The sequence below is a fragment of the Mycetocola sp. 2940 genome (assembly GCF_040548835.1).
GTDB lineage: Bacteria > Actinomycetota > Actinomycetes > Actinomycetales > Microbacteriaceae > Mycetocola_A.
Window position 1 is genome coordinate 37633 of sequence record NZ_JBEPSK010000002.1, and the last position, 21776, is coordinate 59408.

The window sequence follows — 21776 nt, forward strand, 5'->3', positions numbered from 1 at the left end:
CATGACGAGCGACACCCCACCCACCATCGTCATCGCCGGAATGGGTCCGGTCGGAATGACCGCGGCCCTGAGCCTCGCTCGCGCCGGCATCCCGGTCACCGTCCTCGAGGCGGGGGCAGACCTGTCCACTGAGTCGCGGGCGTCGACCTTTCATCCGCCGAGCCTGGAGATCCTCGCCGAACTCGGCGTCGTCGACGAGCTGATCGCGACCGGTCTCAAGGCACCCGGCTTCCAGTACCGCGGGCGCAACCGCGAGCTCATCGCCCACCTCGACATGGGCCTGCTCGAAGGAGACACCCCGTTCCCGTTCCGCATCCAGAACGAGCAGGGCAACATCACGCGGATCATCCGCCGCCACCTCGAGGCCATGCCCCACGTCACGCTGCGTTACAACGCTCCGGTCGAGCGGGTCGAACTCGGGCGTGACAAGGCCTACGTCTTCCTCCCCGGCGACGGGCGCACCCCCTCGTACACCGCCGACTGGCTGATCGGCGCTGACGGTGCCGGGTCAGCCGTGCGCAACTCGCTCGGCATCGCTTTCGAGGGTGTCACCTACCCGGAACGATTCCTTGTGGCATCCACCACCCACGACTTCCTCGAGGACTACGACGACCTGGCCTACGTCAGCTACGTGTACGACCCCGACGACTGGGGAGTGCTGCTTCGCACGCCGAACCACTGGCGTGTGCTGTTCCCGATCGCCGAAGACGAGACCGACGAAGAAGCGCTCGACCCGGCCCGCGTGGAAGAACGCCTTCAGGGTGTCGTGCCGCTCAGCGAACCGTACCCGGTCGCCCACAGCACGATCTACAAAGTGCACCAGCGCCTCGCCGCCACGTTCGGTCACGGACGGATCCTGCTCGCCGGGGACGCCGCGCACATCAACAACCCGCTCGGCGGGATGGGGATGAACAGCGGAATCCACGACGCCCACGCTGCCGTTCAGGCGGTGCGCTTCGCGCTCGAGGGCGGCGACCCCCGGCGCGCGGTCGAGACCTACGCGAAGGTCCGGCGGGATGCCGCGGCCAGCGACGTGCAGCAGAACACGCAGAAGAACTACGAGGAAATGCGCGAACGGGATGCCGGCAACCGCAACAGCCGCATGGCGGAGATGGCCGCGATCGCCGCGGATCCCGTTGCCGCCCGGGCGTACCTCCGGAAGACCTCGATGATCGCCTCATTCGAGGTGTCGCGCAGGCGCATGACCCGGGGACTCAGCCCCGTGCGTCCCGCTCCCGCCGCACCGGCCGGGCAGCAATTCTCCGACTCCATCCGCGAGGGCGCCCGGATCGGGCACCTCTGGGACTCCGAGAGCGAATCCGACACTGTCGCGTTCGTCCCCGCGTCGAAGGGCAGGACAGCGGCTGAATCGCTCGACCTGGTGGGCGACGATTCGGGGCCTCTCATCGTCGAACTCAACGGCACCGAGGTCCCGTCCGGGGTGTCCGGCGCGGTGTCCGCTCTCGAACGCGCCAACATCGCAGCGGTCGCATTCAGCGACCACGGCAGCACCCCACCCGACCAGGTGTCGTCCGCCGTTTCAGCCGCCATCGGGACGAGACATGACATGCTCGTCCTCGCGACCGCGGGGCCGTTCAGCGAGGACGCGGTCACGCAAACCATCGACCGCGGAGCCGCCTACGTCAAGGCCGGAGCCGACCTGCTCGGGGTCTGGGTGACCGACGCCGACGACATCGCGCGGATCCACCGGGCGGTTCCCGAGGTGCCCCTCGTCGTCTTCGCGGTGGACCCCGACAGCCTGCCGTCGCTCAAGCGCCTCACGCTCGCCGGCGTCTGCCTCGCCGTCCCGGCGCCAGCGCACTGACCCATCCACTCTCACCCGACCTCTCAAGGAGCACAATGACCAGCCAATCGTCACCCCGCGCACAGTTCGGGCTCATCCTCCCGTCGACGAACACCGTCGTCGAAGCCGAGTTCAACTGGATGCGGGTCGAGGGTGTCTCATGGCACACCGGCCGTATCTACATCCCCGACCCGGTGCTCAACGACGACGCGTCTTTCGTGCGGTTCCTCGAGGGACTGCGCACCGAGATCGGACGCGCCGTCCGCGACGTCGTCACCGCCAAGGTGGACTACCTGGTGATGGGTATGAGCGCCGAAACCTTCTGGGGCGGTGCAGACGGAGCGGCCGAATTCGAGAAGTGGATGAAGGACCTCTCCAACGGGCTCGACGTCACGACCGGCGCGCTCGCCTGTAAGGCGGCCCTCGACGCTTACGGAGCAAAGAAGATCGGCGTCATCACCCCGTACCAGCCGGTCGGCGACCAGCAGGTCCGCGACTTCTTCGAGCAGATGGGTTTCGAAGTGGCCGAGGTGCACGGTCTCAAGTGTGAAACCGCAACCTCGATCGGCGATGTGACGCCTGAAGAGATCAAGGAGGCGTTCCGCAAGGTCAACGCCGACGACGTCGACCTGCTCATCCAGGCCGGCACGAACCTTCCCGTAGCCCGGGTCGCCCCCGAGATGGAAATCGAACTCGGCAAGCCCGTGCTCGCGATCAATACGGCGACGGTGTGGCACGCTTACCGGACCAACGGCATCCTCGACCAGTTCGACGGTTTCGGTTCGCTCTTCTCCGAGCACTAAGCAAAAGGAATCGACATGATCACGCACATCGGAATGCTCACCTTCGCCCCGACGGCCACCGACGCCGACCGGCAGGCGATCGCTGACGGTCTCGCCGCGATGCTCGGCCAGATCGACGGCCTGACGAGCGTGGCCGTCGCCCAGGACGCCGGCCTCAAGGACGGCAACGCCGGGCTGATCTTTCAGCTCAGCTTCGACAGTGAGGACGCCTGGCGCAACTACGGGGCGCACCCCGCCCACCAGAAACTCGTGGCGGAGCGCATCGCCCCGGTGATCGTCGCCAAGTCGTTCCTGCAGACCACCGGTTTCGCCGAGGTCTCGCTGTGACCGCTTCGGAGCCGACCGACGTCTCGGACTACGAGGCCGCCGGGCTGCAGGGCAAACTGCAGGCAGGGGAGCGCCTCGCGTTGATCATCGTCGACCCGGCCGAGGCATACGTGAACCCGGAGTGTCCGCTCTATGCCGGTGTCGAAGACGCCGCTGAGGGGATGCGGCGGATGCGGCAGGTCGCGACGGATGCCGGCATCCCCGTGATCATCACCCGGGTCGAGCACGACCCGGCCGGCCTGAACGGCGGCGTCTTCATCAAGAAGGTGCCGGCGCTGAAGTGGTTCGAGCCCGACAGCGCGTTCAGCGGCTACATCGAGGGCCTCGCCCCCGACGGGAGCGACATCGAGATCGTCAAGCAGTACCCCAGCGCTTTCGCGCACACCTCACTGCAGGCCATGCTCACCGCGATGAAAGTGGACACCCTCATCATCACCGGGTTGTCCACGAGCGGATGCATCCGGGCAACCGCGACGGATGCCATGCAGAACGGTTTCATCCCGATCGTCGTCGCCGACGCCGTCGGCGACCGGCTCCCCGGGCCGCACGAGGCGAACCTGTTCGACATCCAGGCGAAGATCGGCGAGGTCGTCTCCGGCGAGGCTGCTGCCGCGCTGATGCGGGGCGAACGCGCGTGAAGACGGCGGTCGTCACCGGGGGAGCGGGCGAGATCGGGCAGGCGCTCGCTCGCTCCTTCGCCGACGACGGCTACAGCGTCCACGTCGTCGACCTGTCGCCGACCGCGACGGAGGTCGCTCGCCGTGTGGGCGGCATCGCCCACATCGTCGACCTCAGCGACCCCGACGCTGTCGCCGAACTCAGCGACATCCCGAGCATCGACGTGCTCGTGAACGGCGTCGGTGTGTGGCCGCTGACCTCGTTCGACGACCTGACCCCGCAGCTGTGGAAGACGTACGTCGACATCAACCTCAACTCGAGTTACTTCGCGACCTGGGCCTGCCGGGAGGCGCTGCGCGCGGCATCCGGAGCCGTTGTCAACATCGCGTCGGCGATCGCGTTCAAGGGCCACGCGGAGATGGTGTTCTACGCGGCGGCCAAAGCCGGAGTGATCGGGATGACGAAGGCGCTGGCGTTCGCGTTCGGGCCGGACGGCGTGCGGATCAACGCCGTCGCTCCCGGTCTCATCTCCACCGAACGCAACGAGGGCGTCTGGTCCGATGAACGCAAGGCCGCCTTCCGCGACAGCCGCGCCCTGCCCGTCGACCTCGCCATCAGCGACGTGGTTTCGACCGTGCGCTACCTGGCTTCATCCGATGCGCGCATCATCACCGGGCAGACCCTGGTGATCGATGGCGGCACGGTCATGCACTGAATTCTTTCGTCCCTCAACCTCAGGAGTTTCCCATGGCGTCACGTCAGCCCACCCGCCGCCGCTCAGCCGAGCTGGTGACACTCGTCACCTCGGACGGCTGGGAGCTGGACTCCGTGCTCTACCCCGCCGAATCCGAGGCGGGTGCCGGCACTGTGCTGCTGCACGTGCACGGCAAGGGAGCGACCATGCTCGACATCCACGCCCGGTGGTTGCCTGACGCCCTGCGCGGAGTTGCGCACTTCGCCGTGAACATGCGCTGCCATGCGCTCGCCTATAACACCGACCGTGACGACGTCCCGGTGGCCGGTGGCATGTATGAGTCGCTCGCCGACGGCGAGGCCGACATCCACGCCGCCGTCGACTTCCTCCGGGCCGAGGGCTTCACCAGGATCATCCTGTCCGGGCACTCGTCAGGCGGATATTACGCCGGCGTCTTCACGCCCGAGGGCGACGACATCGTCGGGCGGATCCTGCTGTCACCGCTCACCGACAACAAGGTGGCGCTCTCCTGGTGGTGGCCGGATGCCGCCGACCTCGATCGCGCGCTCGCTCACGCCGACGACCTCATCGCGGCCGGGCGACCGGACGAGCTCATCCCGTTGCCGTCCTGGTACTGGGCGATCAGCGCGAAGTCCCTGCGGGAGCGCGTGGCGCAGCCCGGCAGCGAGTTCTGGATCGACCGGGTCAACGCCCTTCCGTCCCCGGTTCTCATGGGCTGGGGAGGAACCGAGTCCCGTGACGGCCTGTGGACCGACATCTACGACGGGCTCACCGTCGACACCTACCCGGCGAGGATGCCGGACTCTGACCACTGGTACCACGGCTACGAAAAGGAGGTCACCGAGCGGGTCGCCGACTTCGTCTCGGTGGTGGCCGGAGTCGATGCGTGGCGATGAGGTGTCAGCTCATCGACCGGGCAATGTCACCGGCAGCGCCCACGACGAGTTCGCGGATCATCCGCCGTTTGTCGGCGTCGTTGCGGTAGATCGGGGCGGCGCAGCCGATCGCGCCGAGCGTCTCACCCTTCACGACGATGGCGGCCCCGACGCCCCAGATCCCCTCGTCGATCTCCTCGAAGCTTTCGGTCACGCCCTCAGTGGCCACCTGGTCGAGCGCGTCACGGCTGAGCGCCGGAGCGGACCGAGTCTGCTCATCGAGGCTCGCAAGGTACTTTTCCCGCTCGCTGGGCGACATCGTCGCCAACAAAACGCGCGGCATCGAACCGGTGTGAAGGTTCATGGCCTGGCCGGGTTCGAACTGCAGCCGCACGGGTTTGCGCGACTCGACCCGGTCGACAGTGAAGACCCGCCATCCGCTTCTGCGGGCAACCAGCACCGTCTCGTCGATGGCGTCTCGCAGCCTCAGGAGCACGGGCAATGCCGCTTCTCCGAGCGGGGCACGGGCGGCGCCTGCCGCCGCAGCGAGCGACGCCGCCAGGTCGGTCACGCGGTACTTGCTGTCGGGGGCGCCGTCGACGAGGCCGACCTCGCGCAGCAAGGCGATGTAGCGGTACACCATCGAGGGGCTGAGCTCGAGGGTGCTCGCCAGTTCCGTCACCGTCCACAGCGGCCGCGACTCAGAGAAGCTCAGCAGAACGTTCAGCAGGCGTCGCCCGCTTTCCGTCCCTGGCACCCGATGGTCGTTTCCGAGAATTGTCGCGCTTCGCTTTGGCCCCATGGCGTTCACTTTATCACTTTGAGCGACTACCGTTTGCATAATATGAAATTTGATGGCGCTTCGGCGGCTCGGACCGCCCCGCACCGAGAGGGGAACTCCCGTGTTGTATTCCGCGACCACGCCCGAGCAGAAGCGTAGGGTCTTCCGCGAGCGCCTGGCAAGCGGTGCGCTGATCACCCTTCCGGGTGCTTTCAACGCCCTCGCAGCCCAGATCATCCAGCGAAAAGGCTGCGACGGGGTCTACATCTCCGGCCACATGATCGCCGCCGACCTCGGACTGCCCGATATCGGCCTGACCACCATCACTGAGGTGGCCTCCCGCGCGCACCAGATTGCCCGGATGGTCGACATCCCGGCGATCGTCGACGCCGACACGGGGTTCGGCGAGCCGATGAACGTTGCCCGGAGCATCCAGAGCCTGGAGGATGCAGGACTGGCCGGGTGTCATATCGAGGATCAGGTGAACCCCAAGAAGTGTGGCCACTCAGAGGGCGTCGCTGTCGTCGACCGGGGTGTTGCTGTGCGCCGGATCACCGCCGCGGTCTCTGCCCGTCGCGACCAGAATTTCGCCATCATCGCCCGGACTGACGCCAGAAACGTGAATGGCCTGGCCGATGCGATCGAGCGGGCCCGAGCATACGAAGAGGCGGGCGCCGATGTGATCTTCGCGGAGGCGCTGAGCGGCGCCGCCGAATACGAGGCCATGCGTGCAAGCGTGACGGTGCCCCTGATGGTGAACCTCAACGAGTTCGGACGTGGACTGCCGCTCACGCGCCAGCAGCTGATCGACCTCGGTGTGAACGTCGCGATCTATCCGATGACGTTGATGCGACTGGCCATGGGGGCAATGGAGCGCGGGATCGATGACATCCTCGCAACCGGGTCGCAGCACGCCAGCCTCGATCAGATGCAGACCAGGGACGAGCTCTACGACCTGCTCGGCTACGACGAATACTCCGCCTTCGACAATCGGGTGTTCGCGGCCGGGGGAGACGCAGAGACCTGAGGGCGGCTCTACCTGAGCGCAGCTCGCTCCAGGCGGCGGGCCGGGATCCCCGGGGAGCCGTTGTAGCCTTGACGATTACCGCGGGTGCACACGCGCCTGCCCCACCCACTCCGGAGGTATCCCTTTGACCACCACCGTGCCCGCGCTTGTCGCCGCATCCCCCGGAGCAGCCTTCGAGCGCTCCACCATCGAACGCCGCAACGTCGGCGCGAACGACGTGCAGATCGACATCGCCTTCGCCGGCATCTGCCACTCCGACATCCACCAGGCCCGTGAGGAGTGGGGCGCAGGCATCTTCCCGATGGTCCCCGGCCACGAGATCGCCGGCATCGTCACGGCCGTCGGGGCGGATGTCACCAAGCACTCGGTCGGCGACCGGGTCGGCATCGGATGCTTCGTCGACTCCTGTCGCGAGTGCGACAACTGTCTGGCCGGCGAGGAGCAGTTCTGCCTCAAGGGCAACGTCGCCACCTACAACGGGCGCGAATACACGGGTGAGAACACCCACGGCGGCTACAGCACCCAGATCGTCGCGAACGAGAACTATGTGCTGAGCATCCCCGAGGGCATCGGCCTCGACGAAGCCGCACCGCTGCTCTGCGCGGGCATCACCACCTACTCGCCGCTCAAGCACTGGGGCGCCGGCCCGGGCAAGAAGGTCGCGATCGTCGGCATGGGCGGGCTCGGCCACATGGGCGTCAAGATCGCCGCGGCGCTCGGCGCCGACGTGACCGTGCTCAGCCAGACGCTGTCGAAGCAGGAGGACGGGCTCAAGCTCGGCGCCACCGACTACTTCGCCACGAGCGACCCGGAGACCTTCAAGACGAACCGCAAGCGCTTCGACCTGATCATCAACACGGTCTCGGCGGACCTGCCGATCGACGACTACCTGTCGATGCTCACCCTCAACGGGTCGATGGTGTTCGTCGGGCTGCCCGAGAAGCCGCAGACCTTCAGCGTCTTCTCCCTCGTCGGCGGACGCCGCCGCCTCGCCGGATCCAACATCGGCGGCATCCGTGAGACGCAGGAGATGCTCGACTTCTGTGCTGAGCACGGGCTCGGTGCCGACATCGAAGTGATCGATGCCGACCAGGTCAACGACGCATACGAGCGTGTCATCAAGAGCGACGTGCGCTACCGGTTCGTCATCGACACGGCGACGATCCCGGCGCCCGCCGCCTAGGTCGCATCCCTCGCTGAAACGACGAAAGCGGCTGGACTTTTTCGAAAAGTCCAGCCGTTTTGTCGTAGCTGGGGTGGTGCAGCCGTTTCTGTCGTGGCGACGAGTGACCTGCACCGCTTTCGTGCCGAGGCCCCTCTCTCGTGGCGAGGTCATCCGTTCCGGACGAGGTCATCCGACGTACCGGATGACCTCGTCCGCAACGGGTGACCCCGTGCCGTATACGTGGGTCATTGACGGTGTAATCCGCCCCCGCTGGCTGGAGCAGCACTCCGGCCCGCACACTTCAGTCGCTGCGCTCCCTCAAGCGAGCGGGAAGTTGGGCGCGAGCGGAGGTGCCCGTGAGGCCGGAGGGCGCGGCATCCGCCCGCCGCAACGGAACAGTGCAGGCGAACGCCAGCACCGCGAGCAGTGACCAGAAGAGCACCGCCGTCCAGGCGCCCCGCGGGGTCGTGACCGCGGGCGTCTCTCCGATCTGCGTCGAGAACGCCGCCCACAGCGGCACGATCGACAAGGCGACAGTGCCACAGGCGACCCGCGCCCACACCCGGCCACCGGGCGAGAGCGCGTAGCCGCCGGCCATCCCGATCAGCGCGACGGCGGGGCCTGCGGTGCCCTGCCCGGTCGTGACCACCGACGCGAGTTGCCCCGGCATCGCCAGCGTCACCACCGACGGGAGGAGCGGCGCCAGGATCACCGCCCGGACCGGGCGTCCAGCACGACGCCTCACCTCGGCCCAGCCGATCAGACCACCGGCGACCGTGCTCGGAATCAGGATGCCACCGAACGTCCGTAACCACCTGAACTGCGATTCCGACCCGGCGATCTCGACCATGAAACCGCGGAGGCTGGCTGACCACGCGAGGCCCCCCACGGCCCCGACCAGGATCGGGTTCAGCCGACGTCTGTTCATGACTCCACCACCGTTCGCGACAGCGTGCCACGCCAGAGGATCCAGCCCTGCAGCGCGAACAGCAGGCACCAGAGGCCGATAGCGACACGGCCGAGCCAGTTCGGCCCGAACAGCGCGGGCGTCAGCACGACGAACACGTAGACGCCGAGGATCAGGGGCAGCAGCCGCGTCCGGCTCCGCCACACCCCCACGCGGAGGATGCCGATTCCTCCGACGACAAGTCCCGTCGCGGTGAGAATCGTCGGGATGCCGTACAGCGACGACATCGTGTCGTAGAGCGGATCTCCTACGACGGCATCCGCCGCGGAAATGACGACGAGCTCGACCACGGACATGAGGAGAAGCCCGACAATGGCGGCGCCAATGCCGCCGCGCGCCAGCCGCGAGTGCCCCGCCGCTGTGCGCAGTAGACCGGCGACCACGAGCATCATCGTCACGTGCTGGAGTGCGAAGAACAGTTGCGCGATCGTGAACCCCATGCCGCGGAACGGGTAGCTGAAGTGGTCCGGTGATACCTGCGGCGGGTAGACGATGAGGAGCATCGCCGACAGTGCGCCCGCGATCCCGCCCCAGAACCCGATCGCACCCCAGGATTCGACACGACGGGCTCGCAGCCCCGCGAGCGTTTCGGTTGCAGTGACCATGATGGTGTCCTTTCTCTGATGGCCTCGTGGCTTCAGTCTGCTCGCGGGCGCGACCGGCGGCATCCGTGGAAATACGGGGATTCCCACCTAGATCCGCCGCCCGAGGCGGTCCTACGATGAGGGCGTGACGGAGCCCCGCGACACCGACCTCGAGACCGCGGTCCGCCGAGCGCAGGAGGCGACGGCGCGTCGGGAGCACGCTCAAGCCGCTGAACTGTGGGACGCGGCGGTCGCTCTCTCCGCCGGACACGGCATCCGCTCGACCGACCTGCTCCTCGAGAAGGCCCGCAGCCAGGCCCGCGCCGGCCGCACCGCCGTCGCCTGGCACACCTGCACCGCGATCGCCGATCTCGCCCGCTCGCGTGCGGATGCTGCCGCGATGGCCGACGCCGCCGTCGTGCTTCGCGGCGTCATGGATTTCGCGCTGCAAGCCGAGATCCACGAACTCTGCATCGAAGCCCTCGCGCTGCTCGGCGAGAGCGACCCGGCACGATCGGCGCGCGTGCGTGCGCAGCTCGCCGTCACGGGAAGCCCGTGGGTCGCCACCCGCTACTTCATCCTCGATGAGGCGCTGCCGGATGTCACGACGAGCGATCCGGATGCAGCCTTCCTCACCCTCAACGCGCTCCAGGTGCAGCAGGTGTGGGTGGGCTACGTCGATGACCGGCTGGCGATCGCCGACCGCACGATCGAGCTCGGCCGGCGAATCGGCAACGACGACGACCTCTCGTGGGGGCTGCTCTGGCGTATCAATGCGCTGCTGCAGCTCGGGCGCCTCGTCGAACTGACCGCCGAACTGGCGGTGCTGACCGCCGTCGTCCGGCGGATGCGCGAGCCGCTCTGGGACTGGAGACTGGCGCTCGTGCACGCTGTGCTCCTGCACCTGGAGGGACGGTTCGCCGACGCGCGGGAGCGGGCCGACGACGCCCTTAGTCTCGCCGAGGGTGCAGGCGACGCGAGCGCGAGCTGGATGCACCTCATCATGACGAGTGACATCGCGCTGCGCACCGGCGAGGGTCTCGAAGAGGCTGAGGCCTCCGTTCGCGCGGTGCTGCAGGATGCCCCGTATTTCGCGCGCGGCTGGCTCGCCGGCCTCCTCACCGCTCAGGGGCGCCGCACCGAGGTGGAGGCAATGTGGAAGGCGATCCGTCCGCACCTGGCCGAATTCCCCCGGCACAGTCTGGAATGGCTGATCGGGGCCGTCGGGCACAGCGCAGTCTGTGTCTATCTCGCCGACCGGGATGCCGCGGGGGAACTCTACGACGACCTCCTTCCCTTCGAGCGGATGCAGGCTGCCGCTCTCGCACTGACGCCCTCCAGCGGGCCGGTCGCCCTCGCCCTTGGACGCCTGGCTGCGCTGCGGTCCCAGACGGATGCCGCCCGGCGCCACCTCGAGACCGCGCTCGCGCTCGCCGAAGGGCTGGGTTCCGCGCACTACGCAGCCGAGGCGCGGGCCGAACTGGACCGGCTCGGGGTGGAGGCGGGCGGCGACCTCGCGACGTCCTCTCGTGGCGGCGCGCGGCATCCGCTCACCGCGCGCGAGACGGAGGTCGCTGCCCTCGTCGCCGAGGGGCTCGGCAACCGGGCGATCGCCGAGCGGTTGTTTCTGTCGGAGCGCACGGTCGAGAATCACGTGGCAAACACCCTGCACAAGCTGGGGGTATCGTCCCGATCGGCGTTGACGGTGTGGTTTCTGAAGCAACAGTGAGTTTTGCGTCAGCGACGAGGCCGAGGGCCGCCCAGAAAGTTAACGAGCGAGAAATAACACCGCCTGACACGACGGATGCCGTGGGCCTATTCTCGGAAGGAAGGCGCACCCTGGCGCCCACGCAGCACCAGCACCAGAAGGACTACAGCAGGCACCACCCGGCATCACCCGAGAGAGAAGGCTCCTCATGCTCCGACGTTCCTCCCGCACCCCCCGCAGATTCCTCGCCGCGCTGGGCGTGGCATCCGCAGCCGCCCTCGTCCTCGCCGGTTGCGGCGGAACGACCGGCGACGAAGGAAACGACGCGACGACCGAGCCCGGCGCCGCCGACGTGCCCTCGGTCTTCGGCGCGTTCGCGACCCCGCTCGAAGAGCCGTGGGACGGCGCCATCCACGCCGCGCTGGAATCGGCCGAGGAAGACGGCCTGATCACCTACGACCACACCGACAACCTGCACACCGCCGACGAGATGGAACGCGCGCTCCGAGACATCGCCACCAACCAGAAGCCCGACATCATCATCGGTGACGCCTTCGCCGCCGAAGACGCCGTGCGTGCCGTCGCCACCGAGTTCCCCGACATCGCGTTCGCGTTCGGCTCCGGCGGAGAAGAGCAGGCGCCGAACTTCAGCGTCTTCGACAACTGGATGCAGGACCCGGCCTACCTCGCCGGCATGCTCGCCGGTGGACTGACGAAGTCCGGCACCATCGGCGTCGTCGGCGCCATGCCGATCCCCGAGGTGAACCGCATCGTCAACGGCTTCATCGCCGGCGTCGAAGAGACCAACCCATCGGCGACGGTGACGGTCTCGTTCATCAACTCGTTCTTCGACCCGGCCACGGCGAAGCAGGCCGCTGAAGCCGCGATCGCCGGCGGAGCGGACGTGCTGTTCGCCGAACGCGACGGTGTCATCGCCGCCGCCCAGGAGAACAACCTGCCGGTCTTCGGCATGATGGTCGATCAGCAGGACCAGGCCCCTGAGCACGTCGTGACGTCGCTGCTCTGGAACATGCGCCCCACGGTCGACGCGGTCGTCGAAGCGGTCGTCGCCGACGAGTTCGAGGCGTCGAACCTCGCCGAGTACTCGTTCATGGTGAACGGCGGCAGCTCGATCGCGCCGATCAACACCGGAACGGCCTTCGAGATCCCCGCTGACCTGGTCGAGAAGGTCGAAGCGAAGCAGGCCGAGATCCTCGACGGCAGCTTCGAAACCCCGATCAACGAAGAGGCCCCCGCCGGTTCCACCACGATCGGCGAGTAAGCGCTCCGTGAACTCCAGCACCACCGGGGCGGCGTCGACCGGCGCCGCCCCGCACCCCACCCCGCTCGCCGAACTCGTCGACATCACGAAGACCTTCGGCGCGGTCGTCGCCAACGATTCGATCTCGCTGACTGTGCTGCCCGGCGAGGTCCACGCGCTGCTCGGAGAGAACGGCGCGGGCAAGTCGACGCTGACCCGCATCCTCTTCGGCCTCAGCCAGCCCGACAGCGGCGAGATCCGCGTGGACGGCGCGACCACCCGCATCGTCTCGCCAGCGGATGCCATGGCGTCCGGCATCGGGATGGTCACCCAGGAGTTCTCCCTCGTCGACACGATGACCGTCACCGAGAACCTCATGCTCGCGGGCGTGGGGTTCGGCCGCATCTCCCGCTCCGATGCCCGGGGCCGCGTGCTGGCGGCGGCCGGGCGGATCGGCGTCACCATCGACCCGGATGCCATCGTCGAGACCCTGTCGGTCGGCGAACGCCAGCGGGTCGAGATCGTCAAGGCGCTGTTCCACGACTGCCGCGTCCTCATCCTCGACGAACCCACCGCCGTGCTCGTGCCTCAAGATGTCGAGCTGCTGTTCGAGTCCATCGAACGGCTCACCGCCGACGGCATGGGCGTCATCTTCATCTCCCACAAACTGCACGAAGTCACCCGCATTGCCGACCGGGTGAGCATCCTCCGCCGAGGCAAGATCGTCGCCTCCCGGCCCGCGTCCGGCCTCGCCCCCCGTGACATCGCCGCCCTCATGGTCGGGTCGGCCGCGCTCGTCGACGAGGAATCGCCCGCCCTCGCCACGAGCATCGGACTCGAGCTCGACGAAACGACGGCGCCCGATGCCGCGACGGATGCCACACCGGCGACGATCCCGGATGCCGCGCCGCCGGCATCCGCCCCGCGTGCGATCGCCGAACCGGCCCTCGCCCTCCGCGGGATCAGCCTCGGCACCACGACATCGACGGTGCTCAACGACATCACCCTGAGCGTCGGCCACGGCGAGATCGTCGGCATCGCCGGGGTCTCTGGCAACGGCCAGACCGAGCTCGTGTCGGTGCTCTGCGGAACCCTGCCCGCGACGGGCGGGTCCGTCATCGTCGCGGGGACGGACATCTCCGACCTCGACCCGGCCGGACGGATCCGCGCCGGGCTCGGCCGGCTGACCGAGGACCGCAAGGGCAGCGTCATCCCGGCGCTGACCGTCGCGCAGAACCTCGTGCTCGAAGACCTCGACGGGTTCCGCCGTGGGCCGTTCCTCGACCGCCGTAGCATCCGCGACCACGTGGCCGGGCTGATCGAACGCTTCGACATCCGTGCGCAGCCCGGCGACCCGATCCGGTCGCTGTCCGGCGGCAACATGCAGAAGGTGCTCCTCGCGCGGGCGATCTCCCGCAACCCGCGCGCCCTCGTCGCCTCCCAGCCGACCCGCGGACTCGACGTCGGCGCGTGCGAGTACGTCTACTCGCAGCTGCGCGCCCTCCGTGACGCGGGGGCCGGGGTGCTGCTCATCTCCGAGGACCTCGACGAGCTCCTCGGCATCTGCGACCGCATCGCCGTCATCTTCTCCGGCGAGATCCTCGGCGAACTGCCCGCCGCCGAGGCCACCCACGAGTCGCTCGGCCTGCTGATGACCGGACAACGAGCCGGGGATGCCGCATGAAAGTGCTCCTCCGCGCCCGCGAATCCCGCTGGCTGGCTCCGGCCGCCGTGGCCATTGCCGTGCTCGTGACGCTGCTGCTCACCGCCGGTCCGATCCGGCTCGCGGGCGCGAACCCGATGGCCGCGTACCAGCGTTACCTCGTCACGCCGCTGACGACCGTCGGCGGCCTCAACGAGGTGCTCCTGGCATCCACACCGCTGATCTTCACCGGTCTCGCCGTCGCCATCGCGTTCCGTGTCGGCTACTACAACATCGGCGCGGAGGGGCAGTTCCTCGCCGGCGCTGCCGCCGCGACCGTGCCCGGGCTGTACCTCGCCGACGCCCCAGCCGCGGTCGCCCTGCCGCTGGCGCTCGGCGCCGGCGCGATCGGCGGAACGGCCTGGGCGGTCGTCCCGGCCTGGCTGAAACGCCACGCCCACATCGACGAAGTGGTCACGACGCTGCTGCTCAACCCGGTCGCGCTGCTGTTGATCCAGGGGCTCCTCAACGGGCCGTGGCGCAACTCCGAGAGCGGCTTTCCCGACAGCGACCGGTACGGCGCCGGCTACACGCTGCCCGCCATCGTCGAGGGAACGCGGACGCACTGGGGTTTCGTCATCGCGCTCGTGCTCGTGATCGTCACCTTCGTCGTGATGTCGTTCACGCCGCTTGGGCTCCGGCTCAAGGCGGCGGGCCAGGCACCCGGGGCCGCGCAATTCTCCGGCATCCCGGTCGTGCGGCTGCAGTGGCGCTGCGCCCTGATCTCCGGTGCCATCGCCGGGCTCGGCGGGGCGGTGCAGGTGCTCGGCGTGCAGCACCAGCTCACCGGCGGGATCTCGAGCGGATACGGCTACACCGGCGTCGTCGTCGCCGCGCTCGGCGGGCTGACCGCCGGCGGCGTTCTCCTCGTCGCGCTGCTGCTCGGCACCATGACGGTCGGGGCGCAGAACGCGTCGATCACTCTGCAGCTGCCGACGCAGATGGGCGCGATCGTCAGTTCGACCCTGCTCCTCGCCGTCGTCTCGGTGCTGTCCCTGCGGCATTACCGTCTGGTGTTCCGCCGACGGTCCCGTGTGGCGGGGGAGGCCTCGTGAACCTGCCCGTCTTCGCCATCCTCGCCGCGACCCTCACCATCGCCACGCCGCTCGTCTGGGCGGCGCTCGGAGCGGTGATCAACGAGCGTGCGGGCGTACTCAACCTCGGCATCGAAGGCACCATGTATGCCGGGGCGTTCTGCGGCTTCCTCGCGACAGCGATGAGCGGATCCCTCGCGTTCGGCGTCGGGGCGGCGCTCGTCTCCGGGCTCCTCGCCGGGGCGCTGATGGCCCTGCTGACCGTGACCCTCGGCGTTAACCAGCACGTCGCCGGCATCGGGACGACGCTGCTGCTCGTCGCCGTCTGCAACTTCACCAACCGGCTGCTGTTCAGCGACGGATCACAGACCACGACCGAGAAGTTCGACCGGCTGCTGCCCGGCGGCGGCCTGCTCTCGCAATACCCGATGACCTACGTCGCCTTCCTCGTGCTGGCGCCCGCGGTGTGGTGGGTGTTCCGGTCCAGTGGGTTCGGCTTGCGGCTGCGGGCCGTGGGAGAGAACCCCGAAGCAGCGGATGCCGCCGGTATCCCGGTCGCGAAGACCCGGTACGCGGCTCTCATCCTCGGCGGAGCGCTGATGGCGCTAGGCGGCTCATTCCTCACCCTGTCACTGCTCGGCTCGTTCACCATCGACATCGTCAGCGGCCGCGGCTGGATCTGCATCGCCCTGGTCATCTTCGGGCGGTGGCAGGTGTGGCCGGTGGTCGGCGGTGCGCTGCTCTTCGCCGTCGCCGATGCCCTCCAGCTGCAGCTCGCGATCACGCCGCTGTTCAGCGACGTGCCCAACGAACTGCTCATCGCCTTCCCCTATCTTGTCGTCATCGCGGCGCTGGCGATCTGGGGCCGGGGCGTCCGCTACCCGGGCGCCTACCTCAAGCCGTACCGGCGGGCGTGATGACCGTCCTGTTTTCTCCGCCCGCGGCATCCGCCCCTCTTGTGTTCTTCGAATGGAGTAATCATGCCTCTCACTGACAGCCAACAACTCGATGCAGCGATCGCCGAGGCGCGCAAGAGCCGCGCTGAGGGCGGCATCCCGATCGGGGCGGCCCTCATCGTCGACGGGAAGGTGCTCGCCACCGGGCACAACCGCCGCGTGCAGGATGCCAGCCCCATCCATCACGGGGAGACCAACTGTCTCGAGAACGCGGGCCGGTTGCCGGCGAGCGTCTACGCGCGGGCGACGATGGTGACCACGCTCTCACCGTGCGACATGTGCACGGGGGCGATCCTGCTGTACAAGATCCCGCGGGTGATCATCGGCGAAAACCGCACCTTCTACGGCGGGGAGGACTACCTCCGCCAACGGGGCGTCGACGTCGTCGTGCTCGACAGCGCGGAGTGCGTCGAACTGATGACCGAGTTCATCGCCGCGGAGCCCGAGTTGTGGAACGAGGACATCGGGGTCTGACGTCGGCCGCCTTTCCGAGCCCCGGCCTACTCCTCGCGTCGCACCCCGCGACTCATGATCGCCGACATGAGCGCCTGCACCGGTTCTTTCGCCGCCGACGGGTTCGCCATCAGCACGTAGTCGACGTCGCCGAGTTCCGGCAGTCCGAACCTGTCGCTGACCTTGACGAGATCGGACGGAATCAGCGAGTGCGGGAACACCGCGACTCCGATCCCCGCGCGCACGGCGGCGAGCACCCCATTGACGTCGCGGGTATTGCAGGTGATCCGCCACGTCCGCCCGGCAGACTCGAGGGCGTCGATGGCGAGTTGCCTGCTGAGGCTCGGCGCCTGGTACGCGATCAGGGGCACGGGTCCCGCCTCGCCGAACGTCAGGGTCTCCTGCCCGATCCACACCATGGTGTCCTTGGCCACCCGCGTGCTGGCGTTCGATTCACCCGAACTCTGCTTCACGAAGATCAGGTCGAGGTGACCGGCCTCCAGCCGCCGCTGCAGCGGTGCGCTCTGGTTGACGGTGAGCTCCAGGTTGATCTCAGGATAGAGCTGCCGAAAATGCCTCAGGATCCTCGGCAACTGCGTGATGGCCAGGTCGTCTGCGGTTCCGAAACGCAGCCGGCCGCGCATCGCCGACCCGTTGAAATAGCTCTCCGCCGCCGCGTGCGCCGCGAGGATCGTGCGGGCGAATCCGGCCATCGCGTCACCGTTGTCGGTGAGGCGCACGTCGCGTGTGTCGCGGACGATGAGCATCCGCCCCGCCGCCCGCTCCAGCTTGCTCATCTGCTGGCTCACCGTCGGCTGGCTGATGCCGAGTCGCTGCGCCGCATTGGTGAAACTATGCGTTTCGGCGACCACGAGGAAGGTGTTCAACAGCACCGGATCGTACACAGATACCCTGACCTTCGATGAGCGTCATTCGACAACGCAATGGCACTTATTCTATCCATTGAGGGTCCGAATATGGATGTCGTCGCTAACGTTGACAGCGGCATCCGCCTTTCCCGACGTTCAGGAGAATTTTCGTGGCCTCCGCGCCCTCGCCCGCATTCCCGCCCACCGAACCCGTGTCGCAGCAGACCGGACCCCTGCCCTGGCGCAAGACCTTCATGGCGCTCGACGTGCCGAACTTCCGAATCTGGACCGTCGGCAACCTTCTCGCCATGACCGGCGGCTGGACCCAGCGCATCGCCCAGGACTGGCTCGTCCTCGAGCTCACCGGTAGCGCGACCGCCGTCGGCATCACCGTGGCCATGCAGTTCGCGCCGATGCTGTTCTTCGGTCTGTTCGGCGGAGTGATCGTCGACCGGTACAGCAAGCGGATGCTGCTGCTGGTCACGCAGGCGCTGTTCGCCGTGCTCGCCTTCGGGCTGGCCGTTCTCACGCTGCTCGGGGTCGTCGAGGCCTGGCACGTCTTCGCGATTGCGTTCGCCACGGGGCTGGTCACGGTCGTCGACAATCCGGCACGCCAGGTGATCGTCTCCGAACTCGTCGGACAACGCAAGCTGCGCAACGCGATCAGCATCAACTCATCGGTGTTCCAGCTGTCCGGGATGATCGGGCCCGCGATCGCCGGCGTGCTTCTGCTGACCGTCGGAGCCGGCCCCGCATTCGTGCTCAACGGGATCGCCTGTCTCCTCGTCATGGTCATGCTCGGGATGCTCCGCACCGGCCAGATGACTCGGCTTACGCCGGCACCGCGCGCGAAGGGGCAGCTCCGGGAAGGGCTGCGCTACGCCGTCGCGAAGCCGACGATTCTCTACCCGGTGATCCTCATCGCGTTTTTCTCGGTGTTCGGGCTGACGATGCCGGTCATCCTCGCCTCCTACGCCGCGGACGTGTTCGCCGTAGGGCCCGGCGGGTACGGACTGTTCAACTCCATGCTCGCGGTCGGTGCGCTCGTCGGGGCGCTGCTCTCCACTCGGCGAACGTCGATCCGCCTTCGCACCATCGTGATCGGGGTCGGGCTGACCGGGCTGCTGCAGGCAACAGCGGGGCTGATGCCGACGATCGCCTTGTTCACGGCGAGCCTCGTTGCCGTCGGTCTGGCCTGCCTGCTGTTTCTGACGGCGTGCAACTCGCTCATCCAGATGTCGAGCAACATTGCCATCCGTGGCCGTGTGATGTCGCTCTACGTCCTCGTCCTGCTCGGCGGACAGGCCATCGGCGGACCGCTCATGGGCCTGATCATCGAGCAGTTCGGCGCCCACGCCGGCATGGTGATTTCTGGTGGGGTTCCCGCTCTCGCTGCGGTCGTCGTCGGGGCCGTGCTGGCGCGCCGCGGCCAGCTGCGCCTGCAGGTGCGGGCGAATCGCTTTCTGCCGTCGGTGAGCATCGCACCGCGGTTCTGACGAGGGCGATCGCGGCGACTTCACTCACTCCGGACCGGAACACCCGGCGCGCGGGGTGTTTTCGACCGGACGGCGTGAACACGTGCGCCGGGGCCCGAGAAACAAGCCCCGAGCCCGTCAGGCTCCTGGGCCCACCGGTAGCAACTCGAGCCTCGTCAACTCGCGGGTGCGCAGGTCGATCATCGCGGCGGAGTCGGGCGGCACCTCCAGCCAGCCGGGCTCGTCGATGCCGCTCGAGATGACGAACACGGCGTCGGGAGTGATCTTGTAGTCCATGAAGTAGTACTCGGTCGCGTGCCGGTGCGGCATGTCGGCATCCGATTCGTACAACGTGGTCAGCGCGCGCGGCGGCGACGTCGCCTTGCTGTTCACGTGGATCGCGAACAGCGATTCCGGCGTCAGCATCAGCGCGTTGAGGCTCACGTTCGGGAATTCGTGTTCCAGCCGGTGCAGCGCCCGCGTGACCCCTTCCGCCTCGCTGTCGCTCTCGCCGATGCACTGCATCACGAACCGGAAGTACCGCTCGCTGTCGGTGTCGCCCCTGAGCTTCGCCATCGACGCCGGCGTGAGCAATTCCTCGAGCCGCGCGATCGGCTTGATGTTGCCGTTGTGTGCGAATGCGTAGTCGCCGTCGGTGAACGGATGCGTGTTCTCGGGTACAACAGGGAGCCCTCCGGTCGCCCAGCGCAAGTGCACGAGGCCCGCGGATCCGAGCGGCTCCCGGGTGAGTTCCCCGTACAGCGGGTCGAGTGCGGCGGAATCCGGCCGCGAGACGGCATGCGTCGCCTGGTCGGCACCGCGCCAGGCCAGCCCCCAGCCGTCACCATGCAGCGAGGCCAGCGAGGTGAACGCCTTGAACCCGGATGCGCCGAGCACGTCGGCGGCCGCGAGAGGGTGGCTGGCGACATAGCCAAGCAATCGACACACGTCTCGACCCCCTTTCGACTGTTCGCGGTCAAGCTTTCTCCATTCTTTCGCTGGTGGCAACTGATTCTGGCTGGGACACTGGACCCATGCGAACCGTTGGGGTCGAAGAAGAGCTCCTGCTGGTGGATCCCAAGAGCGGCGGACCGCGATCCGTCGCGACGCGGATCCTCAAGAATGCCGGTGGGGTGGTCGCCGGATCGGACCCCGGTCGGCTCAGCGGATCGTTGGAGCACGAGTTCCAGCAGCAGATGCTCGAGACGAACTCCGCGCCACACGCCGATCTGACCGAGCTGGCCGATGACATCCGGCATTGCCGCAACCGGGCGATCACCGCGGCCCGCGAGGCAGGTGTACGCGTGATCGCGTCTGGTACGTCGCCGCTTCCCGTCGAGCCGCGGCAGTTTCCTGACCCGCGCTACCTGCTGATCGCCCAGACCTTCGGCATCACCGCGAGCGAGCAACTGACCTGCGCCTGCCACGTGCATGTCGCGGTGGAGTCCGACGACGAGGGCGTCGCCGTTCTCGACCGGATCCGCTGCTGGCTACCGGTGCTGACCGCGCTCAGCGCGAACTCCCCCTACTGGCAGGGTCTCGACACCCGCTACGCGAGCTTCCGGTCGCAGGCGATGCTCCGCTGGCCGACCGCCGGACCCGCCGATGTGTTCGGATCGGCGGCCAATTACCACGCCACCGTCGACGCCATGCTGTCGTCGGGCGTCATGATGGACAAGGGGATGGTCTACTTCGACGCCCGCCTGTCGCATCATGTGCCCACGGTGGAGATCCGGGTGGCCGATGTCTGTGCGGATGCCGCCGACACCGTCCTGATCGCCGCCCTCGTTCGTGGACTCGTGGAGACCGCCGCGTCCTCCTGGCAGGCCGGCGGCGCCGCTCCGCCCATTCCCGCATCGATGCTGCGCCTCGCGACCTGGCAGGCCGGCCGTTACGGCGTCGGCGGCACCCTGCTCGATCCACTGACGCTCCAGCCGCGACCGGCCGCAGACGTGGTGGCGGACCTGATCACGCATGTGCGGCCCGCGCTCGCGGAATCGGGCGACGAGGCGCTCGTCGAGTTTCAGGCGGGTGAGGTGCTCGGGCGCGGCAACGGCGCCGACCGTCAGCGCGCCGTCTTCCGGCGCACGGGGCACCTCGTCGACGTTGTGGCGGATCTTGCGCGGGTGACCTCGGGGCAGGACGCTCTCTGATCGGCTGCCCGCTGACGTCTGAAATGTCGGAGGGTCGTCGTATACCTGAGATGTGCCGGATGAACCTATTCATCTCGATGGAGGACATCATGAAGGTACTCGTGGCACCACCGGTCGTGGAAACCGACGACGGCAGCATCAACTCTCTCGCGATCGAAGGCGAGCTGCTCATCGACCCCGGCCCGTGCTCGTGCGACGTCGACGACTGCGTAGCCGGCTACTCGTTCATCGGGGCGGGCTCCGGCAGGCTGACAACGCAGGCCATCATCGCGGACCTGCCATTTGTCGACGTCAAACAGTTTTGGAAGATGGTCGCGGGCGGATGCTGTCGTGAGTGTGCGCGCAACGGTAACGCCGCGACGATGGTGCGGACGTCCCGCGCCACGGCGAACCGATGGCCGGTCGGTTCGGTGATCGGCCGCAGCGCAGGGTTTGCGTTCGTGCAAGTCCTCGGTCGAGGTACCTGAGCGGGCGACACGCGACCTGTCGTCGATCTCGT

At 67.9% G+C, this 21776-nt stretch carries 22 protein-coding genes; 17 read left to right on the plus strand and 5 right to left on the minus strand.

What is annotated here, in order from left to right; all coding sequences use genetic code 11:
* Position 1: 1 nt before the first annotated feature.
* Genes ABIE24_RS02550 through ABIE24_RS02575 form a run of 6 tightly spaced genes read left to right on the plus strand, consistent with a single transcriptional unit; the run spans position 2 to position 5163 of the window.
* Entirely contained in the window at positions 2–1825 is a 1824-nt protein-coding gene (locus tag ABIE24_RS02550; RefSeq protein WP_354496507.1) for an FAD-dependent monooxygenase, read from the plus strand.
* Positions 1826–1860: 35 nt separating this feature from the next.
* Positions 1861–2607, plus strand: a complete 747-nt coding sequence (locus ABIE24_RS02555) for a maleate cis-trans isomerase family protein (protein WP_354496509.1) — start codon at positions 1861–1863, stop codon at positions 2605–2607.
* Positions 2608–2622: 15 nt separating this feature from the next.
* A complete protein-coding gene (locus tag ABIE24_RS02560) occupies positions 2623–2934 on the plus strand; it encodes a Dabb family protein (RefSeq protein ID WP_354496511.1) in 312 nt (103 codons plus the stop codon).
* Positions 2931–3572: an isochorismatase family protein gene (locus tag ABIE24_RS02565; protein ID WP_354496513.1), complete on the plus strand. Its 642-nt coding sequence runs from the start codon at positions 2931–2933 to the stop codon at positions 3570–3572. The genes ABIE24_RS02560 and ABIE24_RS02565 overlap by 4 nt, the downstream gene beginning before the upstream one ends.
* Positions 3569–4267 (plus strand): SDR family NAD(P)-dependent oxidoreductase, encoded by a 699-nt coding sequence (locus ABIE24_RS02570; protein WP_354496515.1) that lies wholly within the window; start codon positions 3569–3571, stop codon positions 4265–4267. Before ABIE24_RS02565 ends, ABIE24_RS02570 begins: the two co-directional genes overlap by 4 nt.
* Positions 4268–4299: 32 nt before the next feature.
* Positions 4300–5163: an alpha/beta hydrolase gene (locus ABIE24_RS02575; RefSeq protein WP_354496517.1), complete on the plus strand. Its 864-nt coding sequence runs from the start codon at positions 4300–4302 to the stop codon at positions 5161–5163.
* A gap of 4 nt (positions 5164–5167) precedes the next feature.
* Here ABIE24_RS02575 and ABIE24_RS02580 read toward each other — a convergent pair whose 3' ends face one another.
* On the minus strand, positions 5168–5899 hold the full coding sequence (locus tag ABIE24_RS02580; RefSeq protein WP_354496519.1) for an IclR family transcriptional regulator: 732 nt from the start codon (positions 5897–5899) through the stop codon (positions 5168–5170).
* A 145-nt stretch (positions 5900–6044) separates the two neighbouring features.
* Here ABIE24_RS02580 and prpB point away from each other — a divergent pair, with 145 nt between their 5' ends.
* A complete protein-coding gene (prpB, locus tag ABIE24_RS02585; RefSeq protein WP_354496520.1) occupies positions 6045–6950 on the plus strand; it encodes a methylisocitrate lyase in 906 nt (301 codons plus the stop codon).
* Between the two features lie 124 nt (positions 6951–7074).
* Complete coding sequence (locus ABIE24_RS02590; protein ID WP_354496522.1) at positions 7075–8133, plus strand: NAD(P)-dependent alcohol dehydrogenase; 1059 nt, start codon at positions 7075–7077, stop codon at positions 8131–8133.
* Positions 8134–8416: 283 nt separating this feature from the next.
* On the opposite strand, the gene ABIE24_RS02595 is transcribed toward ABIE24_RS02590, so the two are convergent.
* Positions 8417–9043, minus strand: a complete 627-nt coding sequence (locus tag ABIE24_RS02595) for a hypothetical protein (RefSeq protein WP_354496524.1) — start codon at positions 9041–9043, stop codon at positions 8417–8419.
* On the minus strand, positions 9040–9687 hold the full coding sequence (locus ABIE24_RS02600) for a hypothetical protein (protein ID WP_354496526.1): 648 nt from the start codon (positions 9685–9687) through the stop codon (positions 9040–9042). The genes ABIE24_RS02595 and ABIE24_RS02600 overlap by 4 nt, the downstream gene beginning before the upstream one ends.
* A 124-nt stretch (positions 9688–9811) precedes the next feature.
* Between ABIE24_RS02600 and ABIE24_RS02605 the strand changes: the two genes are divergently transcribed.
* The 6 genes from ABIE24_RS02605 (at position 9812) to ABIE24_RS02630 (ending at position 16801) form a co-directional block, all read left to right on the plus strand.
* Entirely contained in the window at positions 9812–11395 is a 1584-nt protein-coding gene (locus tag ABIE24_RS02605; RefSeq protein ID WP_354496528.1) for a LuxR C-terminal-related transcriptional regulator, read from the plus strand.
* Between the two features lie 187 nt (positions 11396–11582).
* On the plus strand, positions 11583–12656 hold the full coding sequence (locus ABIE24_RS02610; RefSeq protein WP_354496530.1) for a BMP family protein: 1074 nt from the start codon (positions 11583–11585) through the stop codon (positions 12654–12656).
* A 7-nt stretch (positions 12657–12663) separates the two neighbouring features.
* Positions 12664–14319, plus strand: a complete 1656-nt coding sequence (locus ABIE24_RS02615; protein ID WP_354496532.1) for an ABC transporter ATP-binding protein — start codon at positions 12664–12666, stop codon at positions 14317–14319.
* A complete protein-coding gene (locus ABIE24_RS02620) occupies positions 14316–15392 on the plus strand; it encodes an ABC transporter permease (RefSeq protein WP_354496534.1) in 1077 nt (358 codons plus the stop codon). The genes ABIE24_RS02615 and ABIE24_RS02620 overlap by 4 nt, the downstream gene beginning before the upstream one ends.
* On the plus strand, positions 15389–16288 hold the full coding sequence (locus ABIE24_RS02625) for an ABC transporter permease (protein ID WP_354496536.1): 900 nt from the start codon (positions 15389–15391) through the stop codon (positions 16286–16288). Before ABIE24_RS02620 ends, ABIE24_RS02625 begins: the two co-directional genes overlap by 4 nt.
* Positions 16289–16351: 63 nt before the next feature.
* Positions 16352–16801: a nucleoside deaminase gene (locus ABIE24_RS02630; RefSeq protein ID WP_354496537.1), complete on the plus strand. Its 450-nt coding sequence runs from the start codon at positions 16352–16354 to the stop codon at positions 16799–16801.
* 26 nt (positions 16802–16827) lie between these two features.
* On the opposite strand, the gene ABIE24_RS02635 is transcribed toward ABIE24_RS02630, so the two are convergent.
* Positions 16828–17685 carry a LysR substrate-binding domain-containing protein gene (locus ABIE24_RS02635; RefSeq protein ID WP_354496539.1) on the minus strand — a complete coding sequence of 286 codons (858 nt, stop codon included), beginning with the start codon at positions 17683–17685 and terminating at the stop codon, positions 16828–16830.
* A 134-nt stretch (positions 17686–17819) separates the two neighbouring features.
* Between ABIE24_RS02635 and ABIE24_RS02640 the strand changes: the two genes are divergently transcribed.
* Complete coding sequence (locus ABIE24_RS02640) at positions 17820–19145, plus strand: MFS transporter (RefSeq protein WP_354496541.1); 1326 nt, start codon at positions 17820–17822, stop codon at positions 19143–19145.
* Between the two features lie 117 nt (positions 19146–19262).
* Here ABIE24_RS02640 and ABIE24_RS02645 read toward each other — a convergent pair whose 3' ends face one another.
* A complete protein-coding gene (locus tag ABIE24_RS02645; protein WP_354496543.1) occupies positions 19263–20072 on the minus strand; it encodes a class II glutamine amidotransferase in 810 nt (269 codons plus the stop codon).
* Positions 20073–20158: 86 nt separating this feature from the next.
* Between ABIE24_RS02645 and ABIE24_RS02650 the strand changes: the two genes are divergently transcribed.
* Both ABIE24_RS02650 and ABIE24_RS02655 read left to right on the plus strand, forming a co-directional pair.
* Positions 20159–21277: a carboxylate-amine ligase gene (locus ABIE24_RS02650; protein ID WP_354496545.1), complete on the plus strand. Its 1119-nt coding sequence runs from the start codon at positions 20159–20161 to the stop codon at positions 21275–21277.
* A 59-nt stretch (positions 21278–21336) separates the two neighbouring features.
* Positions 21337–21744, plus strand: coding sequence for a DUF7715 family protein (locus ABIE24_RS02655; protein ID WP_354496547.1), 408 nt, complete (start codon positions 21337–21339; stop codon positions 21742–21744).
* Positions 21745–21776: the final 32 nt, after the last annotated feature.

What these genes read in the sequence shown, in the direction of transcription:
- ABIE24_RS02595 (WP_354496524.1), bottom strand. Translation starts at nt 9,043, where the DNA reads ATGAACAGACGTCGGCTGAACCCGATCCTGGTCGGGGCCGTGGGGGGC.
- ABIE24_RS02650 (WP_354496545.1), top strand. Translation starts at nt 20,159, where the DNA reads ATGCGAACCGTTGGGGTCGAAGAAGAGCTCCTGCTGGTGGATCCCAAG.
- ABIE24_RS02575 (WP_354496517.1), top strand. Translation starts at nt 4,300, where the DNA reads ATGGCGTCACGTCAGCCCACCCGCCGCCGCTCAGCCGAGCTGGTGACA.
- ABIE24_RS02610 (WP_354496530.1), top strand. Translation starts at nt 11,583, where the DNA reads ATGCTCCGACGTTCCTCCCGCACCCCCCGCAGATTCCTCGCCGCGCTG.
- ABIE24_RS02555 (WP_354496509.1), top strand. Translation starts at nt 1,861, where the DNA reads ATGACCAGCCAATCGTCACCCCGCGCACAGTTCGGGCTCATCCTCCCG.
- ABIE24_RS02655 (WP_354496547.1), top strand. Translation starts at nt 21,337, where the DNA reads ATGAACCTATTCATCTCGATGGAGGACATCATGAAGGTACTCGTGGCA.
- ABIE24_RS02600 (WP_354496526.1), bottom strand. Translation starts at nt 9,687, where the DNA reads ATGGTCACTGCAACCGAAACGCTCGCGGGGCTGCGAGCCCGTCGTGTC.
- ABIE24_RS02560 (WP_354496511.1), top strand. Translation starts at nt 2,623, where the DNA reads ATGATCACGCACATCGGAATGCTCACCTTCGCCCCGACGGCCACCGAC.
- ABIE24_RS02550 (WP_354496507.1), top strand. Translation starts at nt 2, where the DNA reads ATGACGAGCGACACCCCACCCACCATCGTCATCGCCGGAATGGGTCCG.
- ABIE24_RS02630 (WP_354496537.1), top strand. Translation starts at nt 16,352, where the DNA reads ATGCCTCTCACTGACAGCCAACAACTCGATGCAGCGATCGCCGAGGCG.
- ABIE24_RS02620 (WP_354496534.1), top strand. Translation starts at nt 14,316, where the DNA reads ATGAAAGTGCTCCTCCGCGCCCGCGAATCCCGCTGGCTGGCTCCGGCC.